10 protein-coding genes are annotated in these 14991 nt (G+C 34.7%); 2 read left to right on the top strand and 8 right to left on the bottom strand.

The genetic code is table 11. From position 1 onward, the window contains the following. Positions 1-3: 3 nt before the first annotated feature. The 8 genes from QM512_RS01155 to QM512_RS01120 all read right to left on the bottom strand — a co-directional run bounded on the left by QM512_RS01155 (position 4) and on the right by QM512_RS01120 (position 12238). Positions 4-834, bottom strand: coding sequence for an alpha/beta hydrolase (locus QM512_RS01155; protein ID WP_317133741.1), 831 nt, complete (start codon positions 832-834; stop codon positions 4-6). A 113-nt stretch (positions 835-947) separates the two neighbouring features. Beyond that, entirely contained in the window at positions 948-2180 is a 1233-nt protein-coding gene (locus QM512_RS01150; RefSeq protein ID WP_282805731.1) for an MFS transporter, read from the bottom strand. Between the two features lie 90 nt (positions 2181-2270). Beyond that, a complete protein-coding gene (locus QM512_RS01145) occupies positions 2271-3677 on the bottom strand; it encodes a C69 family dipeptidase (protein ID WP_282805730.1) in 1407 nt (468 codons plus the stop codon). A 172-nt stretch (positions 3678-3849) separates the two neighbouring features. Continuing rightward, positions 3850-5343 (bottom strand): peptide MFS transporter, encoded by a 1494-nt coding sequence (locus QM512_RS01140; protein ID WP_282805729.1) that lies wholly within the window; start codon positions 5341-5343, stop codon positions 3850-3852. 145 nt (positions 5344-5488) lie between these two features. Then, complete coding sequence (locus QM512_RS01135) at positions 5489-7525, bottom strand: beta-galactosidase (RefSeq protein WP_282805728.1); 2037 nt, start codon at positions 7523-7525, stop codon at positions 5489-5491. A 72-nt stretch (positions 7526-7597) separates the two neighbouring features. Continuing rightward, entirely contained in the window at positions 7598-9871 is a 2274-nt protein-coding gene (gene yicI / locus QM512_RS01130; protein WP_282805727.1) for an alpha-xylosidase, read from the bottom strand. A gap of 2 nt (positions 9872-9873) precedes the next feature. Next, positions 9874-11361, bottom strand: a complete 1488-nt coding sequence (locus QM512_RS01125; protein WP_282805726.1) for a glycoside hydrolase family 1 protein — start codon at positions 11359-11361, stop codon at positions 9874-9876. After that, positions 11351-12238: an ROK family protein gene (locus QM512_RS01120; RefSeq protein WP_282805725.1), complete on the bottom strand. Its 888-nt coding sequence runs from the start codon at positions 12236-12238 to the stop codon at positions 11351-11353. The genes QM512_RS01125 and QM512_RS01120 overlap by 11 nt, the downstream gene beginning before the upstream one ends. A gap of 140 nt (positions 12239-12378) precedes the next feature. Between QM512_RS01120 and QM512_RS01115 the strand changes: the two genes are divergently transcribed. Continuing rightward, a complete protein-coding gene (locus QM512_RS01115) occupies positions 12379-13524 on the top strand; it encodes an ROK family protein (RefSeq protein WP_282805724.1) in 1146 nt (381 codons plus the stop codon). Positions 13525-13659: 135 nt separating this feature from the next. Next, the gene (locus tag QM512_RS01110; protein WP_282805723.1) at positions 13660-14949 is read left to right on the top strand and encodes a PTS sugar transporter subunit IIC; all 1290 of its coding nucleotides are present in this window, start codon (positions 13660-13662) and stop codon (positions 14947-14949) included. Positions 14950-14991 lie beyond the last annotated feature (42 nt).

Here is a 14991-nt window from a genome sequence, read left to right as displayed (position 1 = left end):
TATTCATTTCCACAAAAAGTTAATTAACAGCTGATCTACCTCTTTATTTTCATGCAATTTACTATGTTGGGCATTCTTTCCTTTAATTTCAACTTCTCTATATGATTTTGCACGCCCGTTAATTAAATATTTATAGCTCTGCGCGGAAGCTACCGAAACGGATCCATCAGAATTTGAACCGTCTTCTTTATTTCCATAAATATTCAAAACTTCAATTTGTTTTGGATAATGCTTGCGCAAAGGCAATAACTGCTTAAAACCATCGCTATAGATATCTGGTTGACCAGTTTCTTTGTTTTTAATCTTAGCTTTTTGTCCAGCTTCTTCGCCTAAGTAGCCATCATAATGGCCAGCAATTGATACAACTTTATTGATCTTAGGTAATTTTTTATTGTTATAGTTTTCATTAATATAGTTAGCGATCTGTAAATTTCCCATCGAATGACCGACTAAATTAATTTTGGCATAGTGATATTTATTAGAGATTGCAGTAATCACATCTTTTACATATGAAGTTTTTCCACTTTGATTATCTTCTAAGTTAACCTCAATAATTGGATTTTTAGCATTTTTAGAAATAGTTCCATTAAGTTTTACGGTGCCATTTTTACTTACATCAGCCCGAATAACAGTATTAGTCACGCCAGCTTTTTTAGCCGCGTTTGCCATATGTTTTTCAGCATTTGCGCTAGATCCCCAGCCATGGAAGAAAAAGGTCGGGATCGTTTTATTATTAGTTAATGAAGCAGTAATTTTTTTAGCTGGAACTTCCTGTACCTTTTGACTACATCCCGCTAAAATAAATAAAGCAACAAAAAAACTAGCAAGATAAATTTTTTCTTCTTCATAATTGTTTTCCTCTCACACTTACTTTTCTCTAGTATACAAGGACAATTATTAATTAAAAAATATTTATTCTCACTAGTTTACTATTGCTAAAAGCTATATTACTTTGCTTCTTTTGAAAGGGTCTTTAAACCAGGCAACGTAATCATTACGATGAAACTAATAATGTATAAAGCTGATAAAAAGCCCATTACTACACCAAGATTATACCTATCCATCAAAATTCCAATTACTACTGATGAAAATCCACCAATTGCTCTACCAACATTAACAATAATGTTATTAGCACTAGATCTAATCTCAGTAGGATAGAGTCTACTAATCACAGCTCCATATCCGCCAAACATTCCATTTGAGAAAAAGCCAACAACAGCACCGATTACTAAAAGAGTCACCATATTTTGAGCCAAACTCAAAGTGTAGACCATTAATGCAGAACCAATTAAGAAAATTGCAAAAGCTCTTCGTGGTCCAAAATAATCAAATATTGAACCAAAAGTCATCATCCCGATGCTCATCCCAACGATTGTTGCAATCATCCAAAGACTAGAATTTGAAACATTTAAATTAAGTTGTTTTTGAACAATTGTTGGTAGCCAGTTCATCAAACCAAAGTAGCCCGCAATTTGTACAGTCATCATAATCATTAAGCCGATAGTCTGCCAAGCAAGACGAGGTGTAGAAAACATCTTTTTAGCTACATCTGATAACAATGAGTTCTTTTCATTTTGCTTAGCCTCAATAAATTCCTTACTTTCATGGACGTGTTTTCTAATAAAAACAGTTAACACAACTGGAATGATTCCTACTAAAAATAGCATATGCCAACCAGCAGTTGGAATAATCCAAGCAGCGATTAAAGCTGCGAAAATTGCGCCGATTTGGCCACCAATTGCTGCAATGGATGTCATCTTACCGATTTGCTCTTTATGAAAATTTTCAGCAATTAAGGCAATTCCAACGCCATATTCACCGCCAGCTCCAATACCTGCTAGAAAACGTAGTCCATAGATCATATAAATATTGTTTGCAAAAGCCATTAAAGCAGTCGCAACCGCAAAAATGATCACTGTATGACTAAAAGTCTTAACGCGTCCAATTTTATCTCCCAAAATTCCAAAAGCAATTCCGCCAACTAACATTCCAAGGTTAGTAATTGTAGAAATAAAACCGGCCGCTCCACCTGATAAGTGCAGATCAGCAATCATTGAACTCATTGCAAACGATAAAAAAAGCACATCCATATTCTCAAGAGCAAAACCCGAAGAAGTAGATGCAATAACCCACTTCTGATTTTTGCTTAGACTATGTCTGTGCTTTACCATTGTATCCATATTAAATTCCTCCAAAACGAATGCTCTCTGTCATTCAATTATTTCTTCAGAATTCATTCTACACGTTTTTCGTAAATTTACAATTTGAAATTATAAATCTGGATCTCTTCTAAAGTGTAATGGAGACTTCTTTATTTCTTTAGTAATTAATTTACCAATTAATTCTTGATAATTCTTAACTGCAGTATGTGCTAATTCTTTGTTAGCTTCGTTGATCAAAGATAATCTCTTCTTTGCATCCTTTTCTTTGTCAATCTTGACATCATACTCTTGCCGCATTTGACTTAATTTTTGTTGAGTTGCATTTCTAGTTTGATATAGTTGTAACCCATACTTTTCCCATGAACGGTCTGCCAAAACTTGAGCTTCTTTGTAAATCCAATAAGCTGAATTAGAACTATACTTATCCTTGCCATGCTTATAGAAGCTTGGAACAATACTGCCTTGTGGATAGAATGGAACATATACATTTTGACAAGTTATGCCAAGTGATAACCAGTGAATCCAATCCTTACCTTTAAGTTGTAACAAGTGAGATTCTTCAGTAAAGTCAACACTAATTGGACGATAAATAGCTGTATCCTTATTAACAGGATTTGCGACATCATATTTGGTTCCATCATAGTGATCTCTTAATACTCGTTGAGCATCAGTGATAGAAATTGGGTGATCAGCTTTTTGAATAAATGGAAGATCAAAACTATTTGGATCTTGTTTAATCGATGGACTTAAAATTCTTTGCCCGGTCCAAACACGAGCAGTGTTGTAAGTGGCATCTAATAAATTATGGGTTCCAAAAATTCTACGCCAATTAAATGGCTTGCCATTTGGCCATAAATCATTTTCTTCAACGAATTTTTGTAAACCTGGTGAAGTAATGAAATTGTCTGAATCATTAAAGTCAATTTCTTGAATTGCTAATTCATTAGCAGCAACAGCATAGCAGTCATCTGGAATACGTTGAGCTACCCATGTATGTGCGGTACCAATTTCAAAGTACCAAGCTTCATTTGGATCAGCCAATAAAATACCATCAGATTCACCAGCACCATGTTTCTTTATGATCTCACCAAAGCGTGCAATAGCTTCACGAGCGGTCTTTACGTAAGGCAAGATACATGTAACCATTGCTTCTTCAATAATACCAGTCTTCTTAAATGGATCATAAGCCTGTACTTGATCGTTAGCATAGGTAGTTTCCGTGGCACTCATTGCTACACCAAATTGGTTAATGCCTGATTCCTCATAAACACCCTTTTTATCACTCCAGTTAGGTGTTGATGAATAGCCATATCTATGAGTTGGTAAATCCATTTCAAACTTGTTCAAATTTGATTTGAAATGATTATTAGGAATATCTTTTTCCTCATGAAAAGCTAAGTGCTTAGCACAATTCGGCTTGTCATCTTCATTACGACCAATAATAATACTGCCATCAGTGGTAGCATTTTTTCCTACTAAAATTGATGTACATGCACTGTGATTATTTTCTTTCATTAGATATCACACTTTCATTTTAATAACATATCTTATTCAATTAGTATTGTATTACGATATCCTATTAAGCTTTAATAAAAAGCATTCAAAATAGCAGAATCTTATGCCCACATAAAACAAAAAAAGATTCGAAAATTATCGAATCTCTTAAGTAACTATTTAATTTTTTTATCTATTCAGCATCTGCCATCAAATTATGAATCTTTTTAGTAAAGAAGAACATTACTACACCAAATAAGACACTTACGATACCAACGGCTAAGAAGTATGCTACTTCTGTTTTACTTGAATAGTATTTAACAATTTGTGAATTGATTGCCTGTCCTGTAGCATCTGCTAAGAACCAGAGACTCATCATTTGAGAACGGAATGCTTTTGGAGCTAAACGAGTTGTTACGGATAAACCAATTGGAGAAATAAGCATTTCAGCAATTTCAACAATAAACCATGAACCAACTAACCAGAATGGACTAACGCGACCATTTGTTCCATAAAGCATACCTGGCAATGCCATCCACATGTAGGATAAACCAGCAAATACCAAACCAGCTGCGAATTTTCCAGCTGCACTTGGTTGCTTCTTCCAGTTATCCCATAGCCAAACGAAGAATGGGGTTAAAATCATGATGAACAATGGGTTTAATGTTTGGAAGTTAGCTGCAGTAAAGTGCCAGCTTCCAATATGAAGAACAGTTCTTTGAGCAGCAAACAAGGCTAAAACAACAGAACCAGATTCTTCAATTCCCCAGAAAATAGAAGCAGCGATGAACAATGGAATATAAGCCCATACTTTTGAGCGTTCTTCTTTAGTCACCTTAGGACTTCTAAGCATTAAAACAAAGTAGTAAATTGGCAATGCAATAGCAACAACAGTAATTAATGTAATGATGTTATCGATATTTAATTGACCAAATGCAGCCAATAAGCCTAAAACAATCGCTAATGCTAAAACGCCTAAACCGATTCTCTTTAAGATCTTATTACGAGTTGCTGGATCAATTGGATCAGTTGGATGCATTCCATCTTCAGAGAGATACTTTCGACCGCCCCAAACATATTGTACTAAACCAAAAAACATTCCAACTGCTGCTAAAGAAAATCCAGCATGGAAGTTAAAATGATTTCCAAATAGATTCAAGCCGAATCCTTCACTTGCCCAAGGAACAAGCCAAGGAGCAAGAGCCGAGCCTAAATTAATACCAAAAACAAAGATACTGAAACCTGCATCCCGTCTGCGGTCATCTAATGAGTATAGACCACCAACCATATCAGAAACATTAGGCTTAAGTAATCCTGTTCCAACCACAATAAAGGCAATTGATATGTACAATCCAAGTTCTGCCATTGGTAAAGCTAGGATTATGTGTCCAATCATAATTAAGACACCACCAAAGAAGACAGTACTTCTTGCACCCCAGATTCTATCTGCTAGCCAACCACCAGCTACCGTAGAAAGATAAACTAATGATCCATAAATAGACATAATCGAAGCGGCAGTCGTCTCATTCATGCCAAGTCCGCCACGTTCTACTGCATAGTACATGTAGAAGAGCAAGATAGCACGCATACCGTAGTAACTAAATCTCTCCCACATTTCTGTAAAGAACAGAGTAGACAAGCCACGCGGCTGTCCAAAGAACGTCTTCTCTGTTGTTGAATTATTCATTAAAAACTATCCTTTCTGTTTTATGTGTTTTATTCACACAGAAAGGTTTATTTTATAACTATTTATAATAATTAGTCAAATCGGTATAGATCAATATGAGCAATATGAGTATTTTGAAATTAAAAAATACTCATTTTAAACTCATCTACTCAGCACTATAAACTTTGCTTTCAAATGGCTTTAAAATAACCTCTCCCCTATCTTTTTTATCTCCTATAAGGTCAATTAGCTCCTTATCTAATTTAATCTTTGTCTCTTTATTAGAAAAGTTCTGAACAAACCAATACTGTGTATTCTCATTTTCACGCACTTGAATCGAAACTTTATTGCTAGATTTACAAATTGGCAAATCTGGAATCAAATCACTGGCTACTTTTTCATAGAATTTTTCTAGCAAATCATAATCAGTACGGCAAGCCAGATAATATCCTTTTCCTAACCCATCTTCGTGTTCCACAATAGCAGGCGTATCTCGATAGAAATCACTAGTATATTTTGCTAATACCTTACCCTTACAATTAATTAGAGTCTCACAATAATCATGTGCCTGATATTCATGACCATCAAAATTCAATGTGTTGCTTTGCCCCTGATATAAAACATCAGTCTCAAGCGGTTCTACTCCGTAAATTTCTTGTAATTCTTTGGGCCATTCATCCATATAAGCCAGATCATTTTCATCTACAACGCCGCTTATATATGTTCCAACTATTCTACCGCCATTCTTGACATAGCTAGCAAGTTTCTTCAAATAAGCTTTACTCATCAAAAAGTGCATTGGATCAATTAGCAACGTATACTTTGAAAAATCATCTTCAGGACTAACAAAATCAACTGGAATATCATGGTCATAAAAGTATCGATAATGTTTTTGAATTGTTTGCCAAATCTTTTTATCCTTACTATAGCTTTCAGCATCTTGCAAAGCCCAATAGCTGTCATAGCTAAAAACAATAGCAACTTTAGGTTTAGCATAATTAGTATTAATAATTGACCTAATTTTCTCCAGATCTTTTCCAACCTTCACTACATCTTTAAAGGCACGTGTTTGCTCAGGATGGCGATGCTCTATTACCGCCCCATGAAACATTTCAGACGACCCGCGAGAAGCTCGTAATTGAAAATATAATACTCCTTGACTACCATGTGCAATATCCTGTAAACTAGCTAGTTCATGCATCCCCGGACGTTTTGCTCGGTCAACGCTATGCCAATTAACACGAGATGGGGTATTTTCCATTACTAAAAAATTCTGATGTTTTAAACTTCTAAAGAAATCATGAATTAAACCAACATTTCTTCCTAATTCTGCCGTAGTTTGACTATCATTGCCCCAGGCAGGATAAGAATCCCAAGAAATAAAATCTAAATGTTTTGCAACTTTTTGATAATCAAAGCCAGCAAATGGGTCCATTAAAGGATTGCCCGCCATCATATTTGTAGTAACTGGAATAGTAGGGGTTATCTTTTTCAAGGGTGCTGTTTCATTATCAATAAAGGAAATTGTTTGATCAGTTACAAATCTCTTCCAGTCCAGATTCATCCCTTTATTACCCATCTCGCTTAACGGACTAGGCGGGTTAACTTGTGACCAATCGTTATAAGTGTGACTCCAAAAAGTATTCCACCAAGCATGATTCAGATTATCAAGAGTGCCATATTTGTTCTTTAACCAATTTCTAAAAGCATTTTTACATAAATTACAATAGCATTCGCCTGAATATTCATTAGAAATATGCCAAAGCACTAAACTCTTTCTTTGACCAAAATGTTCTGCTAATTTCGTATTAATCTCGCGCACTTTTTCACGATAAATGGGCGACGTCAAACAATGATTGTGACGCCCACCAAAACCACGCTTATTTCCCAGGTTATCTGTTCGAAGAACTTCAGGATACTTTTGGGCCAGCCATGCAGGACGAGCACCACTTGGCGTTGCTAAGACGACATGACCATTCATTTTTTCTACTCGATCAAATATTTCATCCAACCACGAGAAATCATACGTGCCTTCTTCGGGCTCTAACTTTGCCCACGAAAAAATTCCTACTGTCACTGTATTTATCTTTGCTTGCTTAAACAGTGCAAAATCTTGATTAATAATATCTGGTTCGTCCCACCATTGTTCAGGATTATAATCTCCGCCGTGTAAAAACTGGTTGGTATTTAAGATACGTTTCATGATTTTATTCCTTGTTTCTTTCTATCTGCAATTCAGAAAACGTAGCTATCCTTTAAAATAATCATACCGCTTTTATTCTGCGATTCGACCATTATTAGTACTTAACTTTCGATCTTCTTTTCCTGCATCATGAATGATTAAATCAAATTTTTTCACTACATCACTATATGCTTTAATCTTGCCATCCTTCTTTTCAACAACAATTGTTCCAATCTTTACACCATAATTATTAGTGATAATTGTAGAAATCTTACCGTCTTTCATTTCATATACATTGACTATCGGATGATCTGCATAGTCATACATGGTTTTATCGTTATAGTGACCAGTAACAATTACTGAATTAGGACGAGCTAAGAGGGGCAAGGTAATATCATCAAACTTCTCTTTATACCATCTACCACCCTCATAAACTTTCCCAGTTAAGAAACTGATCCACTTACCTTCGCCTTCCGGAACATAAAAAGTAGCTAATCCTTGATCATTAAAAATTGGAGCTACTAATAAGTTGCTTCCAAACATATATTGCATGTCTAAATCTTCACAGCCAGGATCATCAGGAAATTCTAAAACCATGGATCTTAAAATTGGTGTGCCATGATAGTGTGCTTCGTTTGACATCGCCATTAAATATGGCAATAACTTTAACTTTAGATTTGTGTATTTCTTAGTATTTTCAACTGACTTTTCTCCATATAACCATGGAACCTTATAAGTAGTTGAACCATGGTAGCGTGAATGTGAACTAAGCAAACCGAATTGAGTCCAGCGACGATATAGATCTGGTGTAGCGGTTGCTTCAAAACCAGAAATATCGTGAGACCAATATCCAAATCCACTCATCCCAAATGATAAGCCACTGCGCAATGTTTCAGCCATTGACGAATAATTAGAGGAAGAATCTCCACCCCAATGAACTGGATAGCATTGACTTCCAACAGTAGCTGATCTTGCAAATACTAATGCTTCTTTTTTACCTTTTACATCAGCAATAGCTTCCGTTACAACCTTGTTATACAAAAGAGTGTAATAGTTATGCAGCTTTTGAGGATCTGATCCATCAAAGAATTTAACTCCTTCACTTGGAATTCTTTCACCAAAGTCTGTCTTAAAGACATCTACGCCCTGTCTAAGAAGTTCCTTTAAGTAACCCTGATACCAGCTAACTGCATCTGGGTTAGTAAAGTCCACAATTGCCATACCGGCTTGCCACTTATCCCATTGCCAAACATCCCCATTTGTCCGCTTAATAAAGTAGCCATTTTTCATTCCTTCGTCAAACAACCGAGATTTTTGTGCGATATATGGGTTAATCCAAACGCATACCTTAATTCCTTTGTCATGAATCTTCCTAAGCAATCTTTCTGGGTTCGGAAATACATCCGGATCCCAAACAAAATTACACCACTCGCTTGGCTTCATCCAACAACAATCAAAGTGAAATACCGATAATGGAATTTTTCTCTCTAACATTCCATCAATAAAACTCATTACCGTTTTTTCATCATATTTAGTTGTAAAGGATGTAGTTAACCACAAGCCATAACTCCAAGCTGGCAATAAAGGTGGCCTGCCAGTTAAAGCAGTGTAATGATCTAAGACTTCTTTATTATCATTTCCACCAATGAAGTAATACGACAAAATTTGGTCTAGCACAGAAAATTCTACTCGATCGACTTGCTGAGAGGCAATTTCATAGGATACTTTCTCACTTGAATCAACAAAAATTCCATATTTACGATTAGATAGGTACAAAGGGATATTCTTATACGACTGCATCGTCTCAGTGCCACCATCTGCATTCCACATCTCTATTTCTTGTCCATTTTTAACAAAATTAGAAAAGCGTTCGCCTAAACCATAAATTTTCTCACCAGGTTCAAGTACGAAAGAATTAGACATATGTACGTTGCCCTCTGGATCAAAAATCCTAGCAATTGAACGTGGAGCAACTTCTGCTTTCAATTCATTTTCATAATAATAATCAAAAAGAATTTGGCTACCCTTCATTATTTCCAAACGTGTTTTTCCAGACTTAACTATAAATTTTTGATCTGTTTCCTTTATTTCCGGGGAAATATTTTTATCCGCGTTTAATTTGAAATTTGGGCCATGATCAATAACGCCCCGATAATTAATAATTTTAGTATTAATGATATTTTCTCTTGGAGATGAAATTTCTAAAGTTAGCATTCCATCGTCAAGAGTCATTCCTGAATCTGTAATTTCTTTAAAAGGCACCCATAATATTAGTTTATTATTTTCAATTTTGCTATCAAAAACACTTTGACCATAGTCAATTGAAAAGCCATCTTTAACTAACCAATTTCCATTTAGATATTTCATTTTTATTCTCCATGTTTTAACAAACTGAGTTTATTACCATTAGTCAAAATTATCTGTTGATACCAGCTATAACTCTTTTTCGGAATTCTTTTCAATGTTCCGTTTTGTGTATCATCTTGGTCAATATATACAAATCCATAACGTTTTGAATAACCATTCAGCCAACTAAGTAAATCAGTAAATGACCAGGCACAATAGCCTATTAAGTCGACCCCATCGCTAATTGCTTCTTTCATAGCCATTACATGGTCAGCCAAATAATTTATCCGATATTGATCATTAACTTTTCCATCTTCAAGCACGTCTTTTGCTCCAAGACCGTTTTCTGTAATCATAATCGGTAATTGATACTTTTCATATACCTGTCTTAACGCAATTCTAAGTCCAGTTGGATCAATCTCCCAACCCCACTTAGTCTTATCAACATAATCATTTTCAACATTATTAAACATAGGTACTTCTGGATTTTTAGCTTGATCGCCCTTAGGCTGCATCAAATATGGATCTACTTGGTTAAATTGCTTTTCCTTATTTTTTGTGTTAGATTTCTGTAATCTATTTTCTTGAACTGTTCCACCATGATAATAATTGATACCTAGAAAATCCGGATGTGCCTGAGAGTTTTCTAAGATTGCTCGATCTTCTTTAGTCACATCGGGCATTAAGTTAAGATTTTCCAGCTGCTTTTTAATAAAAAATGGATATTTTCCTCGGCAATAAACATCTAACCACCAATTATTATTGAAATCATCAGCGTTTAAAGCTGCTAGGACATCCTCAGGATTATTAGTCTTAGGATAAACGGGACCATAACCAAAGCTAGGACCAATCTTGCCAGTTGGAACCATTTGATGAAATTTAATAGTTGCTAACGCATTAGCCAAATTTACATAATGATTAGCTAAAAACATTGTTTTTACATCTTGCTTCTTCGGCGGATGAGTTCCCCAACGATATCCCATTGAAGTAAAAACATTTTGTTCATTAATTGTTACCCAATATTTGACCTCATCACCAAACTCTTTAAATAATAACTTGGCATAATTAACAAAAGCAGTGATCGTTTTTCTAGATTCCCATCCCTGATATTTTTCTTGTAAAGCTAAGGGTAAGTCCCAATGGTACATCGTAAGAATTGGTTCTATTTTATTTTTTCTCAATTCATTAATTAAATTATGATAAAAAGCTAATCCTGCTTGATTAACTTTACCTTCCCCATCTGGTAAAATTCGGCTCCAAGAAACAGAAAAGCGATAAGCCTTCAATCCCTGCTTAGCCATTAATTTAATATCTTCTTTGTAGCGATGATAATGATCAACTGCGACATCACCAGTTGTACCTTTAAAAGTATTACCTGATTGATGAGAGTATTTATCCCAGATAGAAAGGCCTTTTCCACCTTCTCTAGCTGCTCCCTCAATCTGATATGCAGCTGAACTTGCACCCCATAAAAAACCTTTTGGAAAATCATCTAATTGCTTATGATACATCTTTCTTACTTCCTATATATGCCCAGTAGGCTCCATATAGACTTGCATCATTATAAAAACGACAAGATTGAATTTCTGTTTCAAAATCTGACCAATTTGGAATTTGAGCCAGTCTACTTTTAAGAATTGGAATTAATTCATTATTTTGACTTAGCGCCCCACCAATTAAAAATCGCTCTGGATTCAAAGTACAAGCTAAATTAAAAATACAAATTGCTACATAATTTGCCCATTTTTTAACTACTTTTCGAACTTTTGGATTATCAAGTTCAGACATGACTTGATAATCTTCTACCAATTCACTGGGAACCCCTCGCATAGTTGCATAATCGTTAATCAAAGCTGATGTTGATGCTAATTCATGTGCTGTCATAAATTGATGTGCTGAGTAATCCGTAATCATCATTCCAAATTCACCCGCAGAATAACCTGGCCCGCGTAATAATTTATCATTAACAAATATTCCACCACCCACGCCATGTCCTAAAGTAATAACCACAAAATCTTTAACATCTTGGGCATTTCCATTTAGTTTTTCTGCGATTGCGGCACAATTTGAATTATTCTCAATAAAAATTTCAATGTCTTGGTTTATATATTGATGTAAATCTTCACTAATATTATGTCCGTCTAAAAATCTTAAAGAACCTGCACGAATAGCAATTTTATCCTTCACATTGATAAAACCTGGAAAACTAATACTGATAGCGTTAATTTTCATGTCACTTTCGTCCACTAAATCTGCTATAGACTCGTAAAAATCCTTTGCTGATTTTTTAGGAACTTGATATTGACCCTTTTCAGTTAAATTTCCTTTTTCATCAAAGAAACCATAACGGATAAATCTTTGACCTACGTCAAGTGTTAAGATTGCCATAATGCTTTCTCCTTTTTAAGTTAGTTAATTATCTTTACTTACAACACAAATAAAGCATATACTAATTATTAAATAATGTAAACACTTTCATTAAATAAAACTTGTATAATAGTACATATATTTTCAAAGGAGTTAGGCCTATGTTTATCAATAAGCATACTATGCGTTTAAATAATGAACGCTCTGTAATTAGACATGTCATTAATTATGGTCCCATATCAAGAAGTAAAATTTCTCGTGATCTTTCGATTAATAAGGTAACTATCTCTAGCATTCTTGAAGACTTACTTTCACAGCAATATGTAGTAGAAATTGGTGAAGGTGCAAGTACTAAAAATGGTGGTCGTAAGCCAAAACTAATTGAATTCAATAAAAATTTTGGCTATTTCATTAATATTGAAATGGGTCAAGATTATGTAAACATCATGTCCACCTGGGCTAACGGCCAAATTGCAAGATTTGAAGAAATATCAATTATTGATAAATCAGACAGCCAAATTTATCAAACTATCAAGAAAAAAATACGTAATTTTGCGTTAAAAAACACTGTCCATCATCTTCTAGGTATTTCACTTGCTGTTCATTGTCGCGTTTTAAATAATGTTTCGCAAAAGCCAATTTTAAAAGAGATTGATCTATCCCAAGTTTTAGAGGAAGATTTTGGAGTACCGGTAGTTTTGCTTAATAGCGCTAATGCAGCGGCAATTTTTCAAAGGGACTTCTCTTCAAATAATGAAATAAAAAATTTAATTTCACTTACTATTAATGAATCTATTGATGCTGGAATAATAATTGATGAAAATCTTTACCTCGGCAATCAAGCAGCAGCAGGCGATATTGAAGACATGAAGTTTTTAATACAAATCGATAACAAGATAAAGGAAATTAATCCAATTTCTTATTGTTCTCAAGATGCTATTTTAAAAGAAGTATATAAGGATAAGGGATTAAATAATCTTTCTTTGCAGCAAGTTGCCAAATTATATGTTCAAGGAAATGACCAAGTTGTTTCTTCAATTAATCAATTTATTAATGGTCTTTCCCTTGTATTAAACAACTTAATTGCTAGTTATTCTCCTCAAATTATTTTTCTTGATTCAACTCTAATTGAAAACTTGCCACTACTATTAATACAACTCCGTAATCATCTTCCAATTTTGCAAAAAACAGATACTAAATTAGAAATTTCACGGCAATCTACTTTTGCTCCATTGCTCGGAAGCTATTCATTTTTGATGAGACAAGTCTTTCATCTTGGTACCAAGCGCTTACGTCTAATTCCTTAGACATAAGCCTTTTTTTATGATTTTAGAAATTAATTGTTGACATTTTTGAAGAAAGGGCTTACATTTTAGATGGTTAGTTAATTAACTTTACTTACTTAAATGATTACTGGTTATCTTTTTTTGGAGGTCTAACTCATGCAAAACAGTAAGTTCATGAACCTTATTAGGTCAAAAGTCCTGCCAGCTCTAGGAAAATTTGGCAATAATAAATATATGATCGTCTTAAGAGACGGTATGATTATTTCGGTTCCATTTACTATCTTTGGCTCAATCTTTATGATTATTGCCAATCTTCCTATTAATGGCTGGAATAATGTTATTAAACCTTATCTTCCAATTTTAAATGCGCCAATTAATATGACAACTGGCATGATCGGTTTAATTGTTGCAATTGGTATTTCATATACTTTAGCTCGAGAAAATAAAATAGATAAATTATCCGCATCTGTAATCGGTGCTATTGCATTTATTATCTGCGAATTAAACGATAAGATGGCTCTTGACCCAGCCAACTTAGGCTCAACTAGTATGTTTACGGCTATCGTCATCGCTCTCTTATCCGGAACAATTTATGATTTCTTTATCAAACATAAGATTGTCATAAAATTGCCCGACTCTGTTCCACCTGCAGTCGCAAGTTCCTTTGTTTCGTTAATTCCAGCCATTGTGATCTTGGGGCTTGCCTGGGTATTAAGATGTTTACTTCACCTAGATATTAATGCCTTTATTACTTGGATCTTTTCACCATTTACTGCCGGTCTTGGTAGTTTCTGGGGAATGGAAGTTTTACTATTCTTTACTCTATTTGCTTGGACTATTGGTATTCATGGAAACAACACTGTCGGTGCTATTTCTGGTCCTGTTTATGGTGCTTTCTTAATGGATAACATGCATAAAGCTATGAACGGAGCAGCAGCTACCCACATTACCGCTGATGGATTCTTAAACTTTGGTATGAATATGGGTGGTACTGGTGCTATTTTAGGATTAGTTATTTGTATGATGTTTGCTAAAAGTAAACGCTATAAGCAACTAGCTCACTTAGGATTTGTTCCATGTATCTTCCAAATTTCTGAACCTATTATGTTTGGTCTACCAGTTGTTTTAAACCCTATGCTTTCAATTCCGTTTATTCTAGTTCCTATGATTTTACAGGGGATCTCATACTTCTTAATTAAATTTGGCGTCATTCACATGGTAATTGCCAGTGTTCCTTGGACTACTCCTATCTTCTTAAATGGTTTCTTAATCACTGGTGGTGACTGGAAAGCTGTTGTTTGGCAAGCAATTTGTTTAGCCTTTGCTGTTGTTTGCTACTGGCCATTCTTCAAGGCCTTAGACAGACAAGCTCTTAAAGCTGAAAATAGAAGCGAAGAAAATAGTACATCACAAAATACAGCCGTAGGTGATGCCGTAAAAGACTAAAAATTATTAATAAATTAAATGTATGCAAAAACAGATGAATTT

Origin of the sequence: Lactobacillus isalae (assembly GCF_947539375.1) — a bacterium.
GTDB lineage: Bacteria > Bacillota > Bacilli > Lactobacillales > Lactobacillaceae > Lactobacillus > Lactobacillus isalae.
Note: the sequence above shows the minus strand (reverse complement) of the source record. Positions and strands in the feature narration are given on the sequence as shown.

Bases quoted from the DNA above. Each gene is read 5' to 3' on its own strand.
- QM512_RS01150 (WP_282805731.1), bottom strand. From the start codon at position 2,180: ATGGATACAATGGTAAAGCACAGACATAGTCTAAGCAAAAATCAGAAG.
- QM512_RS01125 (WP_282805726.1), bottom strand. From the start codon at position 11,361: ATGTATCATAAGCAATTAGATGATTTTCCAAAAGGTTTTTTATGGGGT.
- QM512_RS01120 (WP_282805725.1), bottom strand. From the start codon at position 12,238: ATGGCAATCTTAACACTTGACGTAGGTCAAAGATTTATCCGTTATGGT.
- QM512_RS01110 (WP_282805723.1), top strand. From the start codon at position 13,660: ATGCAAAACAGTAAGTTCATGAACCTTATTAGGTCAAAAGTCCTGCCA.
- QM512_RS01145 (WP_282805730.1), bottom strand. From the start codon at position 3,677: ATGAAAGAAAATAATCACAGTGCATGTACATCAATTTTAGTAGGAAAA.
- QM512_RS01115 (WP_282805724.1), top strand. From the start codon at position 12,379: ATGTTTATCAATAAGCATACTATGCGTTTAAATAATGAACGCTCTGTA.
- QM512_RS01140 (WP_282805729.1), bottom strand. From the start codon at position 5,343: ATGAATAATTCAACAACAGAGAAGACGTTCTTTGGACAGCCGCGTGGC.
- yicI (WP_282805727.1), bottom strand. From the start codon at position 9,871: ATGAAATATCTAAATGGAAATTGGTTAGTTAAAGATGGCTTTTCAATT.
- QM512_RS01135 (WP_282805728.1), bottom strand. From the start codon at position 7,525: ATGAAACGTATCTTAAATACCAACCAGTTTTTACACGGCGGAGATTAT.